General features: G+C 60.7%; 27 protein-coding genes. 12 read left to right on the top strand and 15 right to left on the bottom strand.

Annotated features, from left to right (window positions below; translation table 11 throughout):
• Positions 1 to 27: 27 nt before the first annotated feature.
• Positions 28 to 1,632, top strand: coding sequence for an FAD-dependent monooxygenase (locus ACTJJW_RS07500; RefSeq protein ID WP_462643504.1), 1,605 nt, complete (start codon positions 28 to 30; stop codon positions 1,630 to 1,632).
• On the opposite strand, the gene ACTJJW_RS07495 is transcribed toward ACTJJW_RS07500, so the two are convergent.
• Positions 1,629 to 3,659: a transketolase family protein gene (locus ACTJJW_RS07495; RefSeq protein WP_462643503.1), complete on the bottom strand. Its 2,031-nt coding sequence runs from the start codon at positions 3,657 to 3,659 to the stop codon at positions 1,629 to 1,631. The genes ACTJJW_RS07500 and ACTJJW_RS07495 overlap by 4 nt on opposite strands.
• A 39-nt stretch (positions 3,660 to 3,698) precedes the next feature.
• On the opposite strand from ACTJJW_RS07495, the gene ACTJJW_RS07490 reads away from it, so the two are divergent.
• From ACTJJW_RS07490 to ACTJJW_RS07475, 4 genes are all read left to right on the top strand, one after another.
• A complete protein-coding gene (locus tag ACTJJW_RS07490; RefSeq protein WP_462643502.1) occupies positions 3,699 to 4,967 on the top strand; it encodes an ROK family protein in 1,269 nt (422 codons plus the stop codon).
• A gap of 109 nt (positions 4,968 to 5,076) precedes the next feature.
• A complete protein-coding gene (locus tag ACTJJW_RS07485) occupies positions 5,077 to 5,529 on the top strand; it encodes a PTS sugar transporter subunit IIA (protein ID WP_462643501.1) in 453 nt (150 codons plus the stop codon).
• A gap of 27 nt (positions 5,530 to 5,556) precedes the next feature.
• Positions 5,557 to 5,832, top strand: a complete 276-nt coding sequence (locus ACTJJW_RS07480; protein WP_462643500.1) for a PTS sugar transporter subunit IIB — start codon at positions 5,557 to 5,559, stop codon at positions 5,830 to 5,832.
• A gap of 44 nt (positions 5,833 to 5,876) precedes the next feature.
• Entirely contained in the window at positions 5,877 to 7,409 is a 1,533-nt protein-coding gene (locus ACTJJW_RS07475; RefSeq protein WP_462643499.1) for a PTS ascorbate transporter subunit IIC, read from the top strand.
• A gap of 3 nt (positions 7,410 to 7,412) precedes the next feature.
• Here ACTJJW_RS07475 and ACTJJW_RS07470 read toward each other — a convergent pair whose 3' ends face one another.
• The 3 genes from ACTJJW_RS07470 to upp all read right to left on the bottom strand — a co-directional run bounded on the left by ACTJJW_RS07470 (position 7,413) and on the right by upp (position 9,410).
• The gene (locus ACTJJW_RS07470; protein WP_462643498.1) at positions 7,413 to 7,601 is read right to left on the bottom strand and encodes a hypothetical protein; all 189 of its coding nucleotides are present in this window, start codon (positions 7,599 to 7,601) and stop codon (positions 7,413 to 7,415) included.
• 57 nt (positions 7,602 to 7,658) lie between these two features.
• On the bottom strand, positions 7,659 to 8,447 hold the full coding sequence (locus ACTJJW_RS07465; RefSeq protein ID WP_462643497.1) for a winged helix-turn-helix domain-containing protein: 789 nt from the start codon (positions 8,445 to 8,447) through the stop codon (positions 7,659 to 7,661).
• 330 nt (positions 8,448 to 8,777) lie between these two features.
• Positions 8,778 to 9,410, bottom strand: a complete 633-nt coding sequence (upp, locus tag ACTJJW_RS07460) for a uracil phosphoribosyltransferase (protein ID WP_462643496.1) — start codon at positions 9,408 to 9,410, stop codon at positions 8,778 to 8,780.
• Between the two features lie 64 nt (positions 9,411 to 9,474).
• On the opposite strand from upp, the gene ACTJJW_RS07455 reads away from it, so the two are divergent.
• Entirely contained in the window at positions 9,475 to 9,906 is a 432-nt protein-coding gene (locus ACTJJW_RS07455) for a nucleoside deaminase (protein WP_462643546.1), read from the top strand.
• Positions 9,907 to 9,936: 30 nt separating this feature from the next.
• Here the strand turns inward: ACTJJW_RS07455 and ACTJJW_RS07450 are convergent, their stop codons facing one another.
• The gene (locus ACTJJW_RS07450) at positions 9,937 to 10,323 is read right to left on the bottom strand and encodes a hypothetical protein (protein ID WP_462643495.1); all 387 of its coding nucleotides are present in this window, start codon (positions 10,321 to 10,323) and stop codon (positions 9,937 to 9,939) included.
• A gap of 17 nt (positions 10,324 to 10,340) precedes the next feature.
• Complete coding sequence (locus ACTJJW_RS07445) at positions 10,341 to 11,303, bottom strand: cation diffusion facilitator family transporter (RefSeq protein WP_462643494.1); 963 nt, start codon at positions 11,301 to 11,303, stop codon at positions 10,341 to 10,343.
• A gap of 23 nt (positions 11,304 to 11,326) precedes the next feature.
• Between ACTJJW_RS07445 and proC the strand changes: the two genes are divergently transcribed.
• A complete protein-coding gene (gene proC / locus ACTJJW_RS07440; RefSeq protein ID WP_462643493.1) occupies positions 11,327 to 12,154 on the top strand; it encodes a pyrroline-5-carboxylate reductase in 828 nt (275 codons plus the stop codon).
• A gap of 73 nt (positions 12,155 to 12,227) precedes the next feature.
• Here proC and ACTJJW_RS07435 read toward each other — a convergent pair whose 3' ends face one another.
• The 6 genes from ACTJJW_RS07435 to ACTJJW_RS07410 are packed head-to-tail and all read right to left on the bottom strand — an operon-like array spanning position 12,228 to position 18,757.
• Positions 12,228 to 13,475 (bottom strand): sugar ABC transporter permease, encoded by a 1,248-nt coding sequence (locus ACTJJW_RS07435; protein ID WP_462643492.1) that lies wholly within the window; start codon positions 13,473 to 13,475, stop codon positions 12,228 to 12,230.
• On the bottom strand, positions 13,472 to 14,296 hold the full coding sequence (locus ACTJJW_RS07430; protein WP_462643491.1) for an ATP-binding cassette domain-containing protein: 825 nt from the start codon (positions 14,294 to 14,296) through the stop codon (positions 13,472 to 13,474). Before ACTJJW_RS07430 ends, ACTJJW_RS07435 begins: the two co-directional genes overlap by 4 nt.
• Before the next feature lie 46 nt (positions 14,297 to 14,342).
• Entirely contained in the window at positions 14,343 to 15,419 is a 1,077-nt protein-coding gene (locus ACTJJW_RS07425; protein ID WP_462643490.1) for an ABC transporter substrate-binding protein, read from the bottom strand.
• A complete protein-coding gene (locus tag ACTJJW_RS07420; protein ID WP_462643489.1) occupies positions 15,416 to 16,621 on the bottom strand; it encodes an ROK family transcriptional regulator in 1,206 nt (401 codons plus the stop codon). Before ACTJJW_RS07420 ends, ACTJJW_RS07425 begins: the two co-directional genes overlap by 4 nt.
• 50 nt (positions 16,622 to 16,671) lie before the next feature.
• Complete coding sequence (locus ACTJJW_RS07415; protein ID WP_343925693.1) at positions 16,672 to 17,343, bottom strand: potassium channel family protein; 672 nt, start codon at positions 17,341 to 17,343, stop codon at positions 16,672 to 16,674.
• On the bottom strand, positions 17,336 to 18,757 hold the full coding sequence (locus ACTJJW_RS07410) for a TrkH family potassium uptake protein (RefSeq protein WP_462643488.1): 1,422 nt from the start codon (positions 18,755 to 18,757) through the stop codon (positions 17,336 to 17,338). Before ACTJJW_RS07410 ends, ACTJJW_RS07415 begins: the two co-directional genes overlap by 8 nt.
• An 82-nt stretch (positions 18,758 to 18,839) precedes the next feature.
• Between ACTJJW_RS07410 and ACTJJW_RS07405 the strand changes: the two genes are divergently transcribed.
• The 3 genes from ACTJJW_RS07405 to ACTJJW_RS07395 all read left to right on the top strand — a co-directional run bounded on the left by ACTJJW_RS07405 (position 18,840) and on the right by ACTJJW_RS07395 (position 19,889).
• Positions 18,840 to 19,322, top strand: coding sequence for an ArsR/SmtB family transcription factor (locus ACTJJW_RS07405; protein ID WP_462643487.1), 483 nt, complete (start codon positions 18,840 to 18,842; stop codon positions 19,320 to 19,322).
• A gap of 135 nt (positions 19,323 to 19,457) precedes the next feature.
• Positions 19,458 to 19,652: a helix-turn-helix domain-containing protein gene (locus tag ACTJJW_RS07400; RefSeq protein ID WP_449625628.1), complete on the top strand. Its 195-nt coding sequence runs from the start codon at positions 19,458 to 19,460 to the stop codon at positions 19,650 to 19,652.
• Positions 19,653 to 19,790: 138 nt separating this feature from the next.
• Complete coding sequence (locus ACTJJW_RS07395) at positions 19,791 to 19,889, top strand: 30S ribosomal protein bS22 (protein WP_003792170.1); 99 nt, start codon at positions 19,791 to 19,793, stop codon at positions 19,887 to 19,889.
• Between the two features lie 6 nt (positions 19,890 to 19,895).
• On the opposite strand, the gene ACTJJW_RS07390 is transcribed toward ACTJJW_RS07395, so the two are convergent.
• A complete protein-coding gene (locus ACTJJW_RS07390; RefSeq protein WP_462643486.1) occupies positions 19,896 to 20,291 on the bottom strand; it encodes an HAD family hydrolase in 396 nt (131 codons plus the stop codon).
• A gap of 103 nt (positions 20,292 to 20,394) precedes the next feature.
• On the opposite strand from ACTJJW_RS07390, the gene ACTJJW_RS07385 reads away from it, so the two are divergent.
• Both ACTJJW_RS07385 and ACTJJW_RS07380 read left to right on the top strand, forming a co-directional pair.
• Positions 20,395 to 20,658, top strand: a complete 264-nt coding sequence (locus tag ACTJJW_RS07385; protein ID WP_462643485.1) for a glutaredoxin family protein — start codon at positions 20,395 to 20,397, stop codon at positions 20,656 to 20,658.
• Complete coding sequence (locus ACTJJW_RS07380; RefSeq protein WP_462643484.1) at positions 20,655 to 20,954, top strand: Dabb family protein; 300 nt, start codon at positions 20,655 to 20,657, stop codon at positions 20,952 to 20,954. The genes ACTJJW_RS07385 and ACTJJW_RS07380 overlap by 4 nt, the downstream gene beginning before the upstream one ends.
• A 16-nt stretch (positions 20,955 to 20,970) precedes the next feature.
• Here ACTJJW_RS07380 and ACTJJW_RS07375 read toward each other — a convergent pair whose 3' ends face one another.
• The gene (locus ACTJJW_RS07375) at positions 20,971 to 21,261 is read right to left on the bottom strand and encodes a hypothetical protein (protein ID WP_462643483.1); all 291 of its coding nucleotides are present in this window, start codon (positions 21,259 to 21,261) and stop codon (positions 20,971 to 20,973) included.
• 71 nt (positions 21,262 to 21,332) lie between these two features.
• Positions 21,333 to 22,661 (bottom strand): aspartate--tRNA(Asn) ligase, encoded by a 1,329-nt coding sequence (gene aspS / locus ACTJJW_RS07370; protein ID WP_462643482.1) that lies wholly within the window; start codon positions 22,659 to 22,661, stop codon positions 21,333 to 21,335.
• Between the last annotated feature and the right edge of the window lie 60 nt (positions 22,662 to 22,721).

Below are 22,721 nucleotides of genomic sequence, written 5' to 3'. Positions count from 1 at the left end.
ACTGTCTCATTTCCATAGCATGATGGAATGACTTCGAACCCGACCCATGCCCGCACGACCTCGCCGACCGGGAGGATCAAGGACGCTTCAGACGTCGATGTTCTCGTAATTGGCGCAGGTCCCACGGGCCTCACCGCCGCCGCCGAAGCGCTTCGTCATGGGCTGACCGTTCGCATCGTGGAACGTAAGTCGGAGCGGGGCATGTTCTCCAAGGCTCTAGTGGTGCACGCTCGCACAATGGAGGTGTTCGCCGTTATGGGCATCGACCGTGATATCCGCGAAGCAGGAACGCCATTCGCGGCCCTCAATCTTCACTTCAATAACCGGAAGAAGCGCGTCCACGTTGACCTGCTCGCCCAGCCGTGGGGAGACACCGCTTTTCCGTTCTGGCTTTCTGTGCCTCAGCATGACACCGAGCGAGTTCTCGAGAACCGCCTGAGCAGTCTTGGTGGCCGGGTGGAGTGGGCTACCGACCTGCACAAGCTAGAGGATCGCGGAAACTTTGTTGAGGCCACACTTGTTGGTGACGGAGAAGCCGAAGTTATTCGAGCGGGTTGGGTGATCGGATGTGATGGCGGCCGAAGCACGGTTCGCGAGCAGGCAGGCATCGCGCTCAAGCGCACCGGTGCTGGAGCGACTTTTCTCCTTGCGGACGTAAAAACCACCAGCGACCTCGTCGAAAATGAGGGACACATGTACCTCGCACCCGAGGGGTTGCTCATCCTTGTTCCGATGCCCGAGCCCCGCCAATGGAGAATGATCGCCCACCTGGCCTCCGGCGAGAAAAACATGCTGGCCTCCGTCGATGCCACCCGACTCGACGAACTTATTCGCGAACGAGCGGGCGTCACTTTCGGAGCCTACGATGTTACTTGGACATCTCAGTTCGACCTCAGCCACGGTGTCGCCGACCGCTTCCGTTCTGGCAGGATTTTCTTGGCAGGGGACGCCGCACACATTCACAGCCCCGTTGGCGGACAGGGCTTGAACACCGGCGTGCAGGACGCCCACAATGTGATGTGGCGGATCGCTGAATCCCGGAACGCAACGACAGAACGCGCAGAAGAGTTGCTGGCGGCCTATGAGGTCGAGCGTCAGGGAACTGCTGGTGCGATGGTGGGCGGGGTGGCGCGCATGACCGCGATAATGACCTCGCCTCGGTTTGTGGCTCGTCGAATACGCAGTGTGATCGCGCCAATCGTCGTGTCACGTTCTTTCGTGCAGGCGAAACTGGCACGGGGAGTCGGGATGCTCAACCTCTCGTATTCACAACGTCACCGTATCCGCGGCGCGGGTAAGTGGGATGAGGGTCACCGCCTGCCCAATCCGATACTTAGCGATGGTGAGCGACTTTACGACCGGATGCCGAACACCGGCTACAGCTGGGTAGTCTGCGGCCACAACACAGTGGAATCGGATGCTTCAGATGGGGATGCGCCGCGTTGGATGGGGCTACCAGTAGTTGTGCTGAAGGCTTCTGATCTATCCCAGCCCGACAGTCACTCCCGCTCCAACAGCGTAATTTTGGTTCGCCCAGATCGCTACATTGCTGCGGTAGGAACCAGCCCCGAATCCATGCACTACGCAGTGCCGCGTGCGGGTCAGTTGGTGCGCGCTGGCGGTGTCGCTTAGCGCCCCAGCGTGCGCCGTGCAGCCTCCAGCACGGCGTCGAGCGTGATCCCCCGACGAGCCATAACCTGAGCACCAGAACCAGATTCGCCAAATTCTTCAACGCTCACCACTTCTCCGTCGAGGCCGACCCAGCGGTACCAGCCATCACCGCGCCCTGCCTCCACTGCGACGCGCGCCGTGATCGAGGAGGGCAACACGCTCTCGCGATATGAGGCGTCACTCGCGGCGAACCACTCAACGCTCGGCATCGAGATGACCCGCGCCAAAACGCCGTCTGCAGCTAGGGTTTCCGCCGCCTCTAGGGCGAGAGATACCTCACTGCCGGTGGCGATGAGTGCGAGATCGAGGCCATCGCCGTACTGCCACGCAACATAACCGCCGTGGGCGACCTTGGCATCCAAGTCATCCCGCTCGTGCAGAACGGGAACATCCTGACGAGAGAAGACAAGAGCCGTGGGGCCAGCGGGGTGAGCGATCAGCCGCTTCCACACCGCCACAACTTCGGCGGCATCCGCGGGGCGAACAACGTCAAGCCCTGGCACGGTGCGCAACGACGCAACCTGCTCGACAGGCTGGTGTGTTGGTCCATCCTCGCCAACCGCAACGCTGTCGTGCGTGAAGACATAGACAACGGGCAACTGCATGAGAGCAGCGAGGCGGATGCTCGGCCGCATGTAGTCGCTGAACACGAGGTATGTCGACGCAAACGGTCGCCATGGCCCCTGAATCGCGACACCGTTGAGTATTGCTGCCATGGCGTGCTCACGAATCCCGAAGCGGATGAACTCGCCACCCGGGTTGCTCGCGGTTACGGCGGAGCCGGGCACATCCACGCCGGTTGATCCGGCCAGGTCTGCCGAACCACCCCACAGCGATGACACGTTCTGCAGGGCCTTGATCGCGACACTGTTGAGCTTGCGAGTTGCTGATGGGGTGCCGACGGCGGGCAGCTCGATCTCGTTCAGTGCGCTGAGGGATGCCGCAGCATGCGGGTTCCGGAACGCATGCCAGGCCCGCGCAGCCTCTGGTTCCGCTGCCTTCCAGTAGGCGAGCGCCGCATTCCATTCGTCTTCGAACGCCTGACCTCGGGCGAGAGCGCCACGAGCAAAGCCGAGACCGTCATCGGTCACAAGGGCGTCGAGCGGAGCATCCGGCGCAAAGCCGAGCGCGGTCTTGATCGCCGCAACCTCATCGTCACCGAAGCCGCCAGAGTGGGCGGCAGGTTTGCCTGAGAACTCGGACGATGGTGCGCCAATCACGCTGCGCAGGGCAACAAAGGTGGGGCGACCATCACGCGACTGCGCTTCGGTGAGCACGGCCTCAATCTCGTCAAGGTTGCTGGCGTCGTCGATCTCGAGCACCCGCCAGCCATAGGCGGCATAACGTGCGCGCACATCTTCGCTGAAGGCGGCTTCGCCGGTGGAGTCGATCGTGACGTTGTTGTCATCCCAGATCAGCACCAGGTTGTCGAGGCCGAGAGTGCCCGCAAGGCTCGAGGCCTCGCCGCTCACCCCCTCTTGCATGCAGCCGTCTCCGGCGATGGCCCAAATGGTGGTGTCGAGCAGGTCATTATTTGGCGCGAAGAGGGCGCGCTCGCGGCGTGCGGCCAACGCCATTCCCACCGCAGATGCAACACCCTGACCGAGAGGGCCGGTGCTCATCTCAATGCCGGGGGTGTGGCCAAGCTCCGGATGCCCGGGGGTGCGGCTATCGAGGGTGCGGCTCTTGGCCAACTCGTCGAGCTCCAGTCCGTAGCCCGTCAAAAACAGCTGTACATACAGCAGCAGGCTTGCGTGCCCGGCGGAGAGTACGAGTCGGTCACGGCCGAGCCACTGGGGGTTATTGGGGTTGTGGCGCAGAATCCGCTGGTAGAGCACGTGGGCGAGGGGTGCCAGCGCCATTGCTGTTCCGCCGTGACCGTGGCCTTTGGCTTGCACAACGTGGGCGGGAATGGCGATGGCTGCGCGCACGGAGTCCGCCTCAGCAGGCGTGATATTTCCGGAAAAGGGGAGGCCGTTTTCTGACATACCTGACACTTTGGTCTACATGTGTACTAAAGTCAACGTGTGCAGACCGATCTGTGCAGTCACGAAGTAGACTTCCCTCTCGGGGCCGGTCACAACGCGGAGGACAAAGTTATGGCGCATGTGATCTCGACGGGTTCGGGCGTTGTGCTCGACCTCATCCGTTCCGGTCAGGCGACCACCCGCTCCGACCTCATCTCGCAGCTTGGTTGGTCGCGAATCACTCTCGCCCGCCGGCTCGATGAACTACTGAACGCCAACATCATTGTGAGCGCGGGCCAGTCCGATTCCCGGGGAGGCCGCCCGCCCGAAGAGTTTGTCGTCAACAAAGATGCCGGCCTCCTGCTCGCTATGGATATCGGCGGCTCACACTCGCGCCTCGCCATCACCGACCTCGTGTCGAACATCCTCCTCGAAGACGAAGCAGATATCGGGCTCAGTCAGGGACCCGGTGACATCTTTGATTGGAGCTGCCAGGTCTTCGACCACCTGCTCGCCAACCTTGGCAAATCGCGCTCCGACGTGCGCGGCATCGGTGTTGGCGTTCCTGGGCCGGTTGACCCCGCCAGCGGTCGCGTTGCATCCCCGCAGGTGAATGCCCAGTGGGCGGATGTGGTGGTCAAGAACTACTTTCCCGACGATTACCGAGCGGTGTTCGCGGTCGATCGCGACGTGAATATTCTTGCGGTGGCGGAGCATCGCTTGGGCTGGCCCGAGTTTGCCGATGCCATCGTGTTAAAGGTCGGTATGGGTATCGGTTGCGGTCTCGTGTTCGACGGCCGCGTTTATCACGGCGGTCGTGGCGGCGCGGGAGATCTGGCGCACTCGCCCTCGGGTGGTGCCGAGCTCTGCTTGTGTGGACGAATCGGATGCCTCGATACGGTGGCCAGTGGCCGTGCGATCGAACGCGAGTTGCGTGCGCTCGGCGCGACGGTGCGCACGAGTGCAGACATCGTGGCGCTCGCCGCCAGCGGGCATGAGGGTGTCGCCCAACTATTGGCGGATGCCGGCAGCCACATCGCCGAGGCGCTGCTTGATCCGGTGGCGCTACTGAACCCTTCTGCAGTGGTGATCGGGGGCAACATTGCCCAGGCGGGCGCCATGTTCCTTGATCCCATTCGGGAGCGTTTGTTGCGCGACGCTACGACGTTCTCTCGGCGCGATCTTGTGGTGATTCCAGCAAAGCTGGGGCACCAGGCAGGCATCATTGGTGCGTCGCTCATTGCTCAAGATGCGCTCTTTGAAACCGACCGCATCAGTCGGTTGACGCGCGAAGATGATGCGTCTCTTGAGAAATACGGCGAGAAATAGCCACTTATGGCTATTCGTAGACATAAGTCCCGTTTTGGGACTAGGCTCTCAGTCGCCCGACGTAGTCACTTAGTGGCCGCGTGAACGACAGGTGAGAAAGCAGGATGCAATGAGCGAAACATTGGCAGACGAACTGAGCGATGACGCGATTATCTTGCGCGCCGAGGCCAGCGACTGGCGTTCCGCCGTTCGCCTCGCAGGGGATGCACTCACCGCAACAGGGTCGACCACCGACGAATACACCGCCGAAATGATTCGAGCAGTCGAAGAGCTCGGCCCATACATCGTCATCGCCCCGTCAATCGCACTGGCGCACTCGCGCCCCTCTCCCGCCGTACTCAAGACCGGAATTAGCTGGGTCAGCCTGACCAACCCGGTCGAATTCGGCCACTCAGCCAACGATCCCGTTCGCCTCGTCGTCGGACTCGCGGCCGTCGACCACGACTCTCACCTCGCCACCATGTCGAACCTTGCCGGTGTACTCAGCGGCGACATCGACCGTCTCCTTGAGGCGACCAACCCTGAACAACTCCGGGCACTCATCCGAGAGAACACGCAGTAGCCCACTGCGATATCGAAAGGCAAACACATGAAGATCGTTGCGGTCTGTGGAATGGGAATCGGTACATCGGTTCTCCTGAAAATGAATGCAGAAAAGGTTCTTCGCACGCTCGGAGTTGACGCCGACGTCGAGGCTGCCGATATCGGAGTTGCCCGCGGCATGGCACGCGACGCTCAGATCGTGTTGACCTCCGAAGAACTCGCCCCCGAGATTGGCGACGTTCCCGCAAACGTCATCATCATCGACAACTTCTTCGACCTCGAAGAAATCACCACAAAGCTCAAGGCAGCGCTGCCCGAATAACACGTCACCTCTTCCCATAACTAACTAACACAAAGGAGAACACAATGGAGTGGCTTGTTGTAGTCCTGAACTTCATCGGACAACAGATCCTCAACGTCCCGGCATATCTTGTCGGAATCATCACTGCAGTCGGTCTCATCGCCCTCAAGCGACCAGCCGGGGCGGTCATCGGCGGTGGCCTCAAGGCAGCGCTCGGCTTCCTGATCTTGGGTGCCGGAGCAGGCGTTGTCGTCGGCTCGCTCACCCCGCTCGGCAACCTGATCCTTCTGGTCACCGGTGCACAGGGCGTCATCCCCACCAACGAGGTCATCACGGCCCTCGCCTCGGTTGAGTACGGTGCCACCAGCGCCTACGTTCTTACCCTCGGGTTCGTCGTGATGCTCGCACTTGCGCGGTTCACACCGCTCAAGTACGTGTTCCTCACGGGTCACCACATGGTGTTCATGGCGCTGCTGCTCAGCGTTGTGCTCTCCGTCGGCTTCGGCCCCGACCTCAACTGGCTTGTCGTACTGATCGGCGCACTGCTGCTCGGCGTGATCATGGTCGTGATGCCCGCGTTCGCGCATCCGTGGACAAAGAAGATCACCGGCGACGACACCATCGCCATCGGCCACTTCGGAACCCTCGGCTACATCGCCGCAGGTGCTGCAGGCCAAGCAACCGGTCAGAAGAGCCACTCCACCGAGAAGATCAACTTCCCGCAGGGCCTCAAGTTCCTGCGTGACTCGATGGTCGCCACCGCAATCTCGATGGTGCTCATCTACCTGGTCTTCGCCATCTGGGGCCTCATCGCACTGCCGCAGCAAGAAGCCTTCGACATCTTCGGATCAGCCGATGCCGGTGCCTACATCATGGCTGCGTTCGCTCAAGCACTGCAGTTCGGTGTTGGTGTCGCGATCATCCTTTACGGTGTGCGCACCATCCTCGGTGAGCTCGTTCCTGCCTTCCAGGGAATCGCCGAGAAGGTCGTACCCGGTGCAAAGCCGGCCCTCGACATCCCGCTGGTATTCCCCTTCGCAGCTAACGCTGTGCTGATCGGATTCCTTGCATCGTTCCTCGGCGGGCTCGTCTCGCTTGCACTGCTCGCGACCTGGCTCGGACCAGTGTTCGGCCTCGCGCTGATCCTGCCCGGTATGGTCCCCCACTTCTTCACGGGTGGTGGTGCCGGTGTCTACGGCAACGCAACCGGTGGACGAAAGGGTGCCGTCGTCGGTGGTTTCGTCAACGGTGTGCTCATCACGATCCTCCCGGCGATCCTGCTGCTCGTGCTCGGCGAGCTCGGATTCGCCAACAGCACCTTCGGCGACGCCGACTTCGGTTGGTTCGGAACGCTCATCGGCGTCAGCCTGCTGAGTGGTGTGCCGGCGATCGGAGCGATCTTGACAGTACTGATCGCGGTCGTGCTCGTTGTTGTCGCATCCATCTTCCAGATCCGCGTCGTCAACAAGGGTTGGCTACCGGGAGCGAAGCGCGATGCCTGGCTTGCTAGCGAGGCGGAGAAAGCTGAAGCTGAGAAAGCAGCTGAAAAGGCGGCAGCGAAAGAGGCTGCTGCCCCGACTGCGGAAACAAACGCTTAACCCCTAAGGCCGGGTCATTCGGGTGATCTGGTCGGGTGCCATTCCTTCGGGGATGGCGCCCTTTTCTTTGTGGATCGGATGCCCGCACGGGTGACCGACACCGCTGCAGGCGCTCCAGAAACCAAGCGCATCCAGCACTTCACGATTGTGGGTCATCAACTCAGGCATCCGGGTAGCGCTCGTTTTACTCACCCGGTCAGTGTGGAATTCCAGTGTGCCGAAGGCTCGCTTCGGTGGCGGGACCGAACCTTAGATGAAGTCGGGGCTGGGGGTCGATGCGTAGCGCACCGAGACATCCGGATGACGGTCGTAGCGGTATCCGATACCACGAACGGTGCGTACAACGTCTTCATACGCGCCGAGCTTGGAGCGTAGGCGACGGATGTGCACGTCGATGGTGCGCTCGTTGGGCGCTTCGTCGTCTTCGGCCGACCACAGGGTGGAGATGAGCTGTGCGCGGGCGATGGTTTGTGATTCGCGCAAAATCAGAAACTGCAGCAGTTCGAACTCTTTATAGGTGAGTGCCGCTGGTTCGTCATCGATGAGTACGCGCTTGCGCGACAGGTCAACGATGACGCCGCTTGCAGCCTTCTCTTCTGGCTCTTCAACCTGGCGGTGCTTAGCGAGAGCCGAAGGGTCTTGCAGCGCGAGGCGCACAACGTCGACGTCGCGTCCGCCAGCACCAACTGGCGCGAGGGCGACAGCGGCGTGGGTTTCAGCGGTGGGCACGAGCTGCTGCGCGAGTTGCTTGAGCTGTTCGACGATCGCGCTCAGATCAGTGCCAGCTGAGGCGGCCTTGAGCTCGTCGATGCCGACGTAGAGCACGAAGCCGCGAGCCTCGGTGCCCTGAGGCACGGCGCGAAGGCGAGGCGCTTCAGCCGCGGGAGCCGCAGGTGCTGGCGTTACTACTGGGCGAGTGTCGCGTGCAGGCTGCACGGCCAGCGACAGTTCGCGGGCCGGAGCGTGAGTTGGCGCAAGTGCAGGAGCTGCAGGAGCGAAAGCGGTGCGAGGGGTACGTTCGATGGTTGCGAGAGACATGGGTCCAGAAATCCTTGGATAAGGGTGAAGGGCCTCTGATGATGAGGGTGTGATCCTTCGGAAAAAATTAAGTGTGACGAGCTAGATAGACGCCGTTATGAGGACGTAAATCTGGGGGCATCCATTCTGGTGAGAATGCCCGGCGCAGGTTGGCCGACTAGGCACACATTCGACAACACGAAACGTCGCTCACCAGTGCTGTGCCCACAGGCATCGAGCTGGCGGTCCTGGAAGCCATGAAGGCGGTCAGGTCGCGAGTTTGTACAGTCATGGACTCAACTATGTTTCATGCAGCACGCGTCTGTCAAGTTGCGCGCGGAAAAACTGTGGCTAGACGAGACCGTAAAGTCGGTCGCCAGCGTCGCCAAGTCCGGGCACGATGTAGCCGTGCTCGTTGAGGCGCTCGTCGAGGGCTCCGAGCACGATGGTGACGTCGCGGCCTTCCATCGCTTTCTCGACGGCGGCGAGGCCTTCGGGGGCTCCGAGGATGCAGACTGCCGTGACATCCACAGCACCGCGGTCAAGCAAGTACTGAATCGCGGCGATCAGTGAGCCACCGGTGGCAAGCATGGGGTCGAGCACGAAGCACTGGCGGTTCGAGAGGTCATCCGGCAGACGCTCGGCGTAGGTGTCTGGTTGCAAAGTTTCTTCGTTGCGCACCATGCCCAAGAACCCGACCTCGGCGGTGGGAACAAGCTTGACCATGCCCTCGAGCATTCCGAGCCCAGCGCGCAAAATCGGCACGACCAGCGGCTTGGGCGAGCTGATCGCCACCCCTGTGGTCTTGGTCACGGGGGTCTCAATGTCGACCGCCTCAACGCGCACTGAGCGCGTGGCCTCGTAGGCCAGCAGCGTTACAAGTTCTTCCGTCAGCGCCCGAAAAGTGGGGGCTGCAGTGTTCTTGTCGCGCAACACTGTCAGCTTGTGCGTGATGAGCGGGTGGTCGGCAACGTGAACTCGCATAGGCTAAATCTACTTGAGGTCTGGACCAACAGGAGAACCGATTGTGACAAAGTTCGATCAGTGGATGACGCGGGCCATCGCCGAGGCGAAGCTCACGCACGATTCTGCTGACGTTCCGGTCGCCGCTCTCGTCTTTGATGAGTACGACAATCTCGTCAGCGTTGGGCGCAATGAGCGGCAGCTTACGGGCGACCCCACGGCGCACGCCGAGGTTGTGGCGATCCGGGCTGCGGCGGCGGCAACAGGCTCGTGGCGGCTCGAGAATATGACTCTCGTGGTCACTCTTGAGCCGTGCACGATGTGTGCTGGCGCGATCTTGCAGGCGCGCATCCCTCGCGTGGTGTTTGGTGCGTGGGATGAGAAAGCGGGGGCATCAGGCAGCGTGAACGATCTGCTTCGCGACCGGCGGTTGCCTCATAAGGTTGAGGTGGTTGCCGGCATTCAAGAGGCAGGGTGCGCTGCGCTGCTCACTGACTTCTTTGAGGCCCGTCGCTAGCCACGTCATTTCGCTCGGCGGGGGCAGGGCCTAGCGCCAGAGCACCGCAACGAGCACGTTGATCAGTGCGCCGATTCCGGCGAGGTGCATGAACGGCAGTGCAGCTTTTTCGCTGGTTCCGGTAGCCAGAGCCTTGCTCTGGCGCGAGCGAGCAATGATCACGGCGACCAGCACGACAACGGCGACAGCGGTCTTTACGGCGATCTTTACGTTGTCGATGTCGTGATCGCCATCAGCCTGCAACACACCCACGAGGGCAAGCCCGGTAACGAGCTGGGTGATTGCGCCGATCAGCATAGTTCCAAACTCAAAACCCTGCTTGCGGCTGATCTGCAGAAAGAACGAACCAAGGATCAACGACAGCCCGAGGAAGTGGAAAACGAGCAGCACGAGACGAATAGTTTCAATTGCAGTCATGGTTATGGGTGCTTTCTTTAGTCGTTGCCCTTGATGACGATCGCATCAGTGGGCGGGGCGGCTTCGGTGGGGCGGCGGTAGACGTCTGGTTCGATGTAGATTACGCGCGCCATGGGCTCGGCCGCACGAATCTCACGTTCGACACTGTCGATGCTGGCTGCGACATCCGATACCCGGGTTTGGGCGCCGAAGTCGATCTTGGCGGCAACGAGCAGTTCTTCTGGGCCGAGGTAGAGCGTCTTCATGTGGATGAGCGAGCGCACGTCGGGGTGCGCGTTGATGGCGTCGCGGATGAGGTTGCGCTGCTTCACCGTTGCACCCTCACCAACGAGCAGGCTCTTGGTTTCGATACCGAGAACGATGGCGACAATGATCAGCAGGATTCCGATGGCGATGGTGCCGATGGCATCCCACATCGAATCGCCGGTAATGATCGTGAGGCCAACACCGAAGAGGGCGAGCACGAGACCGAGCAGCGCGGCGACGTCTTCGAGCAGCACGACGGGCAATTCGGGGGCTTTAGCGTGACGGATGAATGCGATCCAGCTTTGCTTGCCGCGAACCAGGTTCGATTCACGCACGGCGGTTCGCAGCGAGAACGACTCGAGCACGATCGCGATGAGCAGAACGGTGATCGGCAACCATGCCTGTTCGAGCGGATGCGGCTCCTGCAGCTTGTTGATGCCTTCATAGAGCGAGAACATGCCGCCGACCGAGAACAGGATGATCGAGACGACGAAGGCGTACACGTAGCGTTCACGGCCGTAGCCGAATGGATGCTCGGCATCCGCGTGCTTCTTTGCTTGCTTGCCGCCCAGCAGCAGAAGGCCCTGGTTGCCTGCATCGGCGAGGGAGTGCACGCTCTCTGCGAGCATCGCGCTGGATCCTGAGACGAGGAATGCAATAAATTTTGTGACGGCGATACCGCTGTTTGCCAACAGTGCCGCGATGATTGCTTTGTTTCCGCCTGACGCGCTCATGTGATCAATCCTAGGATGTTCAGGTGACTACTTCTCTTCCTAGCATTGCAATTGTCGGCGCCGGATCAATGGGGGGTGCCATCCTGCAGGGTTTGCTTGACCCTTCGGTGACGGTAACCGGGGGCATCCGCGTGACGAATCGCACCGAAGCGAAGGCTGCGGCAGTGCGCTCTGAGGGTGTCGAGTCGTTTGCTTTGGAGAACACTCCAGACGGTAATGCTCGCGCCGTGAAGGGCGCCAAGGTCGTTATGTTGGGCGTGAAGCCGCACATGATTCCTGATGCCCTCGCCGAGCTTGCTCCGTTCCTCGAGCCTGATGCGATTGTTGTCAGTGTCGCCGCGGGTGTGACGACGGCGCGGATGGAAGCCATCGTCTACAACGTTGTGTTGCGCGCCATGCCCAACACCCCCGCTATCGTCGGCAAGGCAGTGACTGGTCTCAGCGCCGGATCGCGTGCCACCGACGATGACCTCGCGATCGGCCGTGCCGTGTTCGAAACTGTCGGCACTGTTGTTGAAACACCCGAGTCGCAGATTGATGCGTTGAGCACGATTTCCGGATCGGGTCCCGCCTACGTCTTCTTGATTCTCGAAGAGTTCACGCGCACCGCCGTTGATCTCGGGTTTACTCCGGAGCAGGCCCTGACCCTGGTTGCGGGAACGTTTGAAGGTTCGTTGGCACTGCTTGCGGCATCCGACAGCTCGCCTGAGCAGTTGCGTAAGCAGGTCACGAGCCCCAAGGGCACCACTGAGCGTGCCGTTGAGCAGTTCCAAGCGGCAGACCTCAAGTCGATCTTCGACAAGGCAACGGGCGCAGCATTGGTCCGGGCTAAGGAACTCGCAGCGGGCTAGAGGCATCAGCGCTCGCTAGCGGAGCACGCAGCGTTAGCGAGCGCACTCGACCTGCCGGTGACCAGGCGCCAGCCTAGAAGCGGCCGTGCAGAGCCCGTGAGCGGCGTGAGAGCGAGTCGATGATCACAGCGAGCAGCAAGACAGCTCCGGTGACCATGTAGCGCACTGACGAGTCGAGACTCAGCAGCGTGAGGCCGCTGGAGATCGACTGAATCACGACGATTCCTAGCAGGGCAGACCAGGCGCTTCCGCGACCGCCGAACAGGCTCGCTCCGCCGATGACGGCTGCCGCAATCGCGGTGAGGTTGGTGTCGCCGCCACCACTACTCTGATTGGCAGCGGCCAAACGTGACGCGGCGAGAACTCCGCCGAGAGTCGCGAGGGTCGCACTGACCATGAACACCGAAATGTACACCCGATCAACTCGGATGCCAGCACGCCGGGCTGCTTCAACGTTGCCGCCGACCGCATAAATTGACCGACCCCACCGCGTGCGCTTGAGCGCAAAGTCGACGCCAATCACGAGGACGACGAACAGCAGGAACATGAGCCCGATGCCGCGGTCGGTGTTGAGGTACCAAGCACCGAACATGAGGGCAACGATCATCAGGCCGCCGCGAAGCAGGATTGCAGTGCGCGACTCGGGCAGCAGTCCAGCGCGCAGGCGACGGTTGGCGAGTGCGAGGTGCGAGCCGACGTACATGAGCGTTGCGAGCGCGGCGAGGAGGTACGACAGCCAAGCGGGCAAGAACATCAGTTGGGCGAACTGCACGATCCAGGAGTCGAACGGAATGTTGATCGAACCCAGCTGGCCGAGCACCCACAGTTGCAGACCGAGCACCCCGAGGAGGCCAGCCAGGGTGATCACGAAGCTGGGAACGCCGAAGCGAGTGAGCAGAAAGCCGTAGAACCAGCCGAAGAGAGCGCCGGCGGCCAGTGCGGCGAGGATCGCGAACGGTAGCGGCCAGTTCAACTGCGTGAAAGTTACGGCCAGAATCGCTGCTGCAAGCCCGGAGAGCGATCCAACCGAGAGGTCAATCTGGGCGAGAAGCAGTACAAGAACCACGCCGAGAGCGATGGTGCCGAGAGCCGCACTCTGCATCGCGAGGTTGACGAGGTTGGCGCTTGAGAGGAACGTCGGGTTCAGAATCTGAAAGACGGTCCAGATAATCGCAAGCCCAACAACCACGGGAATCGCACCCAGATCGCCGCCGCTCACCTTGAAGCGGAACGCAGCCCACGTTTCTGCCATGCCAACGGCGGGCGCTAGCTCGACCGCTGGCGTGCTGTTGCTGGGTGGCCGGGGTGTGGAGGTGCTCATGAACTGAGTCCTTCCTGAGCGCGAGTGAATATCGCACCCTGCAGGCTCGCGCGACGGGTCACCGCATTGTCTGTTGCCCCCGTGATCGCCGCAATGATGTCTTCGTAGGTCACATCGGCAACAGCAAAGTCACCGTTGTTCCGACCGAGTCGCAGCACGACAACCCGGTCGGCAACCGCCTGCACGTCAGCCATGTTGTGGCTCACCAACACGATGCCGTGCCCGCGCTCGCGGAGGTGTTCGATCAGGTTCAGAACTTCAGCCGTCTGCGCAACGCCGAGGGCTGCCGTCGGCTCGTCGAGCACGACGATCGAAGGGTTGCCGATGAGCGAACGGGCAATGGCGACAGTCTGTCGTTGCCCGCCAGAGAGTCCAGCAACGGGCGTGCGCACCGACGGGATCTTGGCCGAAAGCTGGCGAAGCAATTCCCAGGTGCGCTGCTCCATCTCAACCTCGTCGAGGGCGCGGGTTCCGAGCTCTCGACCGAGAAATAGGTTGGAGACAACGTCAAGGTTGTCGCACAGTGCCAAATCTTGAAAGACGGTGGCAATGCCGAGATCGCGGGAGTCTGTCGGGTTGGCGAGAGTAACCTCATCACCGTAGTGAGTGATCGTGCCAGAGGTAGCCGGATGCACGCCAGCCAGAATCTTCACAAGCGTTGACTTGCCCGCACCATTGTCGCCAACAATCGCCACAACCTCGCCGGGATAAATGTCGAGCGAAACATCAGCCAACGCTTGAATTGCACCAAACGACTTGTTGATTCCGCGCAGCGAAAGGATGGGCTCATCGTCTGAAGTAGTCGGTGTGACTGCGGTCATGAGGTGCTCTCTTCCTGGCCCGAATTTGTCCTGATTCCGTGTGCCATTATTGAATCCCCGCAGCCGCACAAGCCTGCGCATATTCGGGTGTGCAAATCTGTTCAACCGTGTAGAAACCGTCAGCAACGACGGTCTCCATGATGTTGTCGATCGTCACGATCACCGGCGTCAGCAGCGTGGTCGGGATGCCGTTGGTCTCTTCGCTCTGGCCCACCAACGTCTTTCCATTGAGCAGGGCAACCGCGTGGGTGGCCGCGATTTCTGCTTCGCGCTTCAGATCCTTGTAAATCGTCATGTACTGGTCGCCACTCACAATGCGTTGGATAGCGGCGAGTTCAGCATCTTGACCAGTAACGGGAGGCAGCGGTCTCACCCCGCCAGCCTTGAGTGCTGCAATGGCGCCACCCGCGGTTGCATCATTTGCGGCGTAGACGCCGACGAGACTGTCACCGTATTGCGTGACCTGGCCCGCCATCCACTCTTGGGCCTTGTCTGGACTCCAGTCGGGGGTGTCGAACTCGGCGACGAGGGTATAGGCGCTGCCGTCGATCACGCTGTGCGCGCCCTTCGCGAACAGACGCGAATTGTTGTCGGTGGGTGACCCGTTGATCATCACGATGTTGCCAGAAGAGAGCCCCTGATCGGCCAACTTTTCGACGAGCGCTTTGCCCTGAAGCGAGCCAACTTTTTCGCCATCAAACGACACCCAGAACGCTAGCTCGGGGCTGCCGATTAGCCGGTCATACGAAATGACGGGAACCTTATATCGCTGTGCTGAGGCAACAATCGTCACCGCCGCAGACGAATCCACGGGATCGAGCACGAGAACACTGATGCCCTGAGCGAAAGCGGACTCAGCCTGCTGCTGCTGCTTTGCCGGATCCTGATCGGCGTTGGCGTAGACGACCTCACACTGTGGACACAGCTCAGCAACCTTCGCTTCAAAGAACGGGCGATCGTAGGCCTCGTACCGAGCCGTCTTCGACTCGGGTAACAGCAGCGCAATCCGGTACTCCGCACCAGCACCGTTCGCGCCGACGGCCGTGCATCCGCCAAGAAACAACACGGCGAACATTAGCGAGACGATGACTTTGGCCAGCCTCGTCGACCGTGTGGCTCTCATGACGAGACAGCCGAGACAGCCGAGGGAGTCGCCGAGTCTGCACCGATGGTGAGTTGGTCAATGGCAAAAGCAATCGTGCCCAACAGCTCGGTTCTTGCGCCAAGTTGGCTTTGCACCAGATCGGCCGCGCGCTCAGGGCCAACGATGACTGCTCGCTCCATGGCGTGCCGCATCGGACCAAGAAGCAATTCGCCTGCCTGTGACAACTCGCCGCCTACTGCAATGCGGTCAGGATCAAAAACGTTGCACAGGTTCGCCGCAGCAACACCCAAGTGGCGTCCCGCATCGGCAATCGCGCGGATGCACGCCGCATCACCCGCGATCGCTTTCACGACAACATCGTGCAACTTGAGCCCGCGGCGACCAGCCCGCACCGACTCGATAATGGCTTGTCCTCCGACAAGCGTTTCGAGGCATCCGCGATTTCCGCAGCGGCAGAGAGCGCCGTCTTCGTTGAGCACCATGTGCCCGAACTCGCCAGCGGTGCCGTTGTGGCCGCGAAATACTGCGCCGTTCAGGATGAGGCCGGCACCGATGCCTTCGTCGACACTGATGTAGAGAGAATTTGGCTTTCCGCGCAACGCTCCGGTGCGGTATTCGGCCAGCGCACCCATATTGGCGTTGTTGTCAACGTATACAGGGCTGTTGAGCCGGATGCCCAAAGACTCGGCGACCGGCACACCATCCCAGCCGCGCATGATGCCGGTTCTCGTGATGATGCCACTGGTTAGATCCATGGGGGCCGGCATCGCCAGACCAACGGCGAGAATCTCGTCGTGAGTGGCGTCAACCGACTCAAGCATGTCGGTGATGAGTTGGGCAGCGCGGTTGAGTTCGTTGTCTGCGCGGTGGTCTTTAGCCAGCGGCATGTGTTGTTCTGCAACAACGGTGTGAGCCACGTCAGAGAGTGCTACCCGCATGTGGCGTTCGGAAAAATGTACTCCGGCAACAAGACCCAACGCGCGAGCGAGCGTCACCTGATGGGCGCGCCTGCCGCTGCGTGTGCTCGGGTTTGTTGCCAGAACCCCTGCAGCAGCAAGTTCCTTGACAATGTTGGAGACCGTGGCAGGGGAAAGACCAGTGACGCCGGCTAGTTCGATTTGCGTGAGCCCGCCGTGATGCTTGACCGCGTCGACGATGCGAGCGCGGTTCGCTTCGCGGAGCGAAGATTGCGACCCCGGGGTCGCCCGTATTTTGCTCACTGAATCAAGATACAGGTAGACAGCGCGAGAAAATCAGTCCACGAACGGGGCTAACTCGCTAGTGTCGCGAACTTCTCGATGTTCTCAGAGTTGCCGCTGACGATTACGAGATCGTGATTCGAGATCACTGTCTCGGGGGTCGCGTAGGTGAATTCCTTGCCGGGCGCCTTCACACCGACCACGGTAATTCCGTACTTGCGCCGCACCTGCGACTCGCTGAGCGGCACTCCGCGAATCGGCTTCGGCGGGTACATCTTGACGATGGCGAAGTCATCATCGAACTCGATGAAGTCGAGCATCCGGCCAGACACCAAGTGGGCGACGCGCTCGCCAGCCTCAGCCTCGGGGTAGATCACGTGGTTAGCACCAATGCGGTTTAAGATCTTGCCGTGCGAGCGGCTGATGGCCTTTGCCCAGATTTGAGGAATCTTGAGGTCAACCAGGTTTGCGGTGATGAGCACGCTCGCCTCGATTGACGAACCCACCGCAACGACCGCGATGGAAAAGTCTTCGGCGCCGATCTGGCGAAGAGCATCGATGCTGCGAGCATCCGTCTGCACGGCGTGGGTCACACGCTCTGACCACTTTTGCACGAGGCCAAGGTCTTCGTCGATCGCGAGAACTTCGCGGTCGAGGCGCTGCAATTGACCGGCGGTGGCGGCACCGAAGCGGCCGAGGCCGATCACTAGCACCGGCGCATTGTGCGGAATCTTGTCAACCAACGATGGGCCTCTCTTCTGCTCTCGTGAACAATTGACGGCGCTGACTGGCCGCAAGGGCTGCCGCCAGAGTAACCGTTCCCACTCGCCCTGCCCACATTGTGGCGGCGAGGATGTACTTGCCACTATCGGGCAGTGACTCGGTGAGCCCGGTCGAGAGCCCACACGTGGCAAAGGCAGAGATCACATCAAAGAGCACCCGATCGAGTGGTTCGTCAGTGATCTGCAGGATCGCGGTGGTGGAGATGGCAACGATTGTTGCTCCCCACAGCGTGACACTCACCGCCAATCGCAGCACATCGGTGGGGATGCGACGCTCGAAAGCGTGCATGTCATTGTCGCCGCGTGCCTCAGCGAGAGCAGCTAAAAAGAGCACCGCAAGAGTGGTGACTTTAATGCCGCCAGCGGTGGATGCCGACCCGCCGCCCACAAACATCAGCATGTCGAATATGAGCAGCGTCGACCCATTGAGCTCATTGATGTCGATGGTCGAGAAGCCGCCCGAGCGGGTCATCGTCGAGAGGAAAGTTGCGGTCAGTGGCCGAGACATGAGGCTTTGACCGCCGAGCGTGTTGGTGTTATTCCACTCGAGCACGATTACGGCAATAGCTCCGACAATGATGAGCAAAATGGTCGTTGTGATCGTGAGGCGAGCGTGCACCGAAAGGCGGGCACCGGCCTTGAGCTTGCGCACGACGGCGAAGATTACGGGAAAGCCGAGGCTACCCAGGAACACGCCGGTGCCGATGGCTCCGAGCATCCACGGGTCTTGGGCAAAAGCTTCCATGCCACTGACCGCGGGCACGAAGCCAGTGTTCGTGAAGGCGGATGCTGCAAAGTAGAATCCCTGCCAAATGGCGGGCCAGACATCGAGGCCTTCAACCAGCAGCCTCGGAATGATGACGAGTGCCAACACAAACTCGATGGCCAATGCGCTGATGGCTACCGTCGCCAGGAGCCCCCCAATTTCGCCTAAGCGAATTGCTTGTGACTCGGAGACAGGCCCAACGTGAATTCGTGAGGGGTTGGAGTCACTGGCCGCGATGAGACGTTGGCGGAGCCCGAGGCGACGGGAGACGACGAGGCCGAGCATGCTGGCCAGGGTGAGCACGCCGATTCCGCCGACCTGCAACCCGATCAGGATCGCGGTATTGCCGAACGCTGACCAGTGAGTGGCCATGTCTACCGTCGTGAGGCCCGTCACACAGATCGCGGAAACTGCAGTGAACAGGGCATCGACGAGGGGAGTGGCCTGCCCGTCGCGTGCCGAGATGGGCAAAACGAGCAGTGTCGTGAGCACGATTACGAGCGCGGAGAAGATGGCGATCGCGAAGCGGGCCGGCGTTGCGGCGGCGAAACGATCGATCAGGTCACGTACTCGACCGGCAACGCTGCGGTCATGAGTATGTGCACGCATGGGTGCCCGTGGACTCATAGTTTTCTCTCCCCATGCACAGGAGGCCATGGTACTCCCCAGCAAGCCCGACTACCCTTATGTAATGGCCGACATCTTTGACGTAGTAGCCGATTCAACTCGGCGTAGCCTTTTGACGGTGCTGCTTGAGCAGTACATCGCTTCTGATTCTCCCAGCGGCGAGCTCAGCGTTAGCGAGATTGTCGAGAAGCTCGATTTGAGCCAACCGACTGTCTCCAAGCACCTGAAGGTGCTGCGCGACCACGGGTTGGTGTCGGTGCGTGAAGATGGCCAACACCGCTATTACCGCCTCGACTCTTCGCCCCTAGAGGAGGTCGAAGACTGGCTGATTCCGTTCTTGAGCGCCGACTTCCATGACGATCTCGACGACGAGGTTCGCGCTTCGTCGGGTGCATTCGCTGCGTGGTCGGGGGCGGATGTCGGAGACAACTTTGGTCGTCAGGTCGCCGAGCGAACACATCAGGCTCGCTCTGCGCTGCACGATGTCACGGAGGCTGCCAAGCAGCTACCGCGCAATGTCCGCTCACGCATCTTTGGCAACGATTAGCCCGCAGGCGCGCCGCAGATTGTGGATTAGGGCTGGACACCGAGTCACACCAGCCCCTATTGTTACCGATTAGCACTTCAGTCACACGCTGGGTGTGTTTTGCAGCCGTCTGTGAATCTAAAAGGGGCTAGTCCAATGTCACGGGATCTTTCTGAGATGCGTTTTCTCACCGTCGCTGAAGTGGCAGACATGATGCGTGTCTCAAACATGACCGTGTACAGACTTGTTCACTCTGGTGAGCTGCCTGCGGTTCGTTTCGGCCGCTCATTCCGCATTCCGGAATCGGCTGTAGCAAGCGCGGTTGCCCCCTCGATCTCTGAGGTCGGTTAGCAGCCAGCATTCAGGCTGGGTTCATTCCCCGTTCATCGAATCTTCAAAACCCGCCCGGTGCGGTAAACTCTTCCGGTATGTCTTTCCGCGGTTCTGAATCGGACCGGGTCGGTTCGTTCAGAAATCAGTGAGGTCCCTATGGGTTCAGTCATCAAAAAGCGTCGCAAGCGTATGGCCAAGAAGAAGCACCGCAAGCTGCTCCGCAAGACGCGCCACCAGCGTCGCAACAAGAAGTAGATAGTTTCAACGACCGCGCTTTCGCACGGTCTTGGCCTGCCGCTTAACTCGTCTTCTCGCCTCTTTCAGGCCAGCGCGGTTGAGCGGCAGAATTTGCCACCCCATTTTTTGGGCATGATTCCTTAGCTTCGCATCCGCATTCACCGCAACACGGTTTCCGACTGCAGTCAGCAGCGGGATGTCGTTGCTGGAATCGGAGTACGCCCAGCATTCAGCGAGGTCAGCCCCGAGTCGCCCAGCAAGTTCTGTGGCGACGGCAGCCTTCTCGGCGCCGTGACGCACGTGGCCATCCAGTTCTCCCGTGAGAACGCCACCTCGGGCGTGCACGCGCGTTCCCAGCGCCCCGGTGAGCCCGAGGCACGCGGCGATCACCTCGGCAACGAGTTGCGGGGTTGTAGACACTCGCCCCGCGCATCAGGGTGTTGTCCACGTCGAAGAAGGCCAGAACTGCGTTCTGACGTGACTGTGGCGACGTTACCTCGGGCATCCGCATTATTCTAGGGTCGTGCCCACGAAACGTCTTGCATTAATCGGCAAACCCGGTTGTCATTTGTGTGACGATGCCCGGGATACGATCGTCCGCGTCATTGCCGAACTGCCCCCCGAGTTCTCGGTCGAGCTCACGGAACAGTCGATTCTCGATGATGAAGAACTTCACACGAAGTACCGGGACGAAATTCCGGTAGTGCTGATCAATGACCGCGTACACACCATCTGGCGTGTCGACCCCGCACGGCTTAGCGCCGCACTTCAGGAGGAATCCGAATGATCCGTCACGTCGTTATGTGGAAGCTCACCGCCGAAGACTCTGAAGCTCAGAAAAGCGCAGTGGATGCCATAGCTGCTGCCCTTGAACCCCTGGTCGGTCAGATCGAGGGCCTCGAAAGTCTCACGGTGCGCCCGAATGTCGCCAACGCGGAGTCGAACTGGCACGTCATCCTCGAGTCAGACCACAGCTCGATTGAGGCACTCGCGGTGTATGCCACGCACCCGCTTCACGTCACCGCTGGCGCTGTTGTGAAGGAACACACGCGCGAACGCGCCTGCGTCGACTTCGAGGTCTAGCGCGTGCGCGGTTGCCCTACCTCTTGATGGGGATCGGGCCCGTGATGTTGTTCTTGATCGAGTCACGCTCAGCGGCCAATGAGGCGAGCGTTCCGCTATCGAGGCCGGGCTGCAGCATGTCGTCGAACGGGTTACCCATTCCGCTCTTGGCGTGCACAATCTCGGCATAGTTGGTTGCTGCTGCAGCCACCTGGGCACTAGCTCGTTGCGCCTTCTTCAGCGAAACCGGCTTGCTGCCCACAACTTCGGCATGCTTGTTGAGCGCCTTTTTCAGATCCTTGAGCGCGGCATCAATTTTCTTTGACATGTCGTCATCCTGCCTTAACGGGTTGCGTGCTGGCTATGGGGAGGTGTGTCGGACCGCTTCGTCAGCTATAACTACGGGGTGAGGCGCGTGGGTCCGCGGAAGAGGTACGTAGCTTCACGCAGGTTCGGCAGGCCAAGCATCAGCATCAGCACGCGGCCGAGGCCCATGCCGAAGCCACCGTGCGGGGGTACGCCGTAGCGGAAGAAGTCGAGATAGAAGTCGAGCTCGGCGGGGTCGAGCCCCTTGTCGCGAATCTGCGCCTCCAACACGTCAACGCGGTGCTCGCGCTGGGCGCCAGTAGAAATCTCGACGCCGTTGTAGACGAGGTCGTAGCTGTTCGTGAGGCCAGCATCATCCGCATGACGCATGTGATAGAACGGGCGGATGCTGGAGGCGTAGTCGGTCAAGAACACGAAATCGTGGCCATACGTTTCTTTCACGTAGGCGGCGATCTGGCGCTCACCCTCGGGGTCCATGTCGGCATCTGCGCGCGGCACCGTGTAGCCACGGTCGCTGATGATCTGCTTGGCCTCAGCCAGCGGAATGCGGGGGAACGGTGCGGTCGGAACTGTCAGCTCGATGCCGAACAGCTTCTCGATTTCTTCGCCGTGCTTGTCTTTCACGGCTTGGAACCCGAGGATCATGAGTTCTTCGTGCAGCTTCATGACATCTTCGTGGCTGTCGATCCAGCTGATCTCGTTGTCGACCATCGTGAACTCGGTGGCGTGACGCGAGGTGAAGCTCGGGTCGGCACGGAAGCTGGGGGCGATCTCGAAGATCTTGCCGAAGCCGGCTGCCTGAGCCATCTGCTTGAAGAACTGGGGGCTCTGCGCCAAGTACGCCTTGGTGTCGAAGTACTCGACCTCAAAAAGTTCAGCGTTTGACTCGCTGGCGCTGGCCATGAGCTTGGGGGTGTGTACCTCGATGAAGTCGTTATCGACCCAGTAGGTGCGCCACGCGTGCTCAAGGGTGGTCTGAATGCGGAAGATCAGGCTGTTGCGAGGAACCCGCAGGTCGAGGAAGCGCCAATCCATACGCTTGTCGACACTGGAGTCTTCCGCGATTGGAGTCTCGGGGGTGGCCTCAGCAGCGATCTCGAGGCCGTCGAGCTTGATTTCAACACCGCCAAGCTTTACGCGCTCGTCGTGCTTCAGCTCGCCGGTAGCAGTGAGGAACGTGCCCTGTGCGAGACCCGAAATGGTGCCAGCGAGAGCATCCTCAGCTGGGGTGCCGTCTTCGTTGAATGAGCGGGGGTGAACAAGCTGCACCGCACCCGACTCATCGCGCAGCACAACAAACTGCACCTTCTTTTGATCTCGAACCGTATCGACCCAACCCGAAACAGAGGTTGCTCCGTCGGTCGCTGCGGCCAAGTTCTTAATAAGGGTGCGTGTAGTCACGGCCCCGAGTTTACCGGGGATAGCGTGGGAGAAAGTGCGGACGCCAGCCAACGTAGACTG

This window comes from Rhodoglobus galactosidasius (assembly GCF_054957775.1).
Note: the sequence above shows the minus strand (reverse complement) of the source record. Positions and strands in the feature narration are given on the sequence as shown.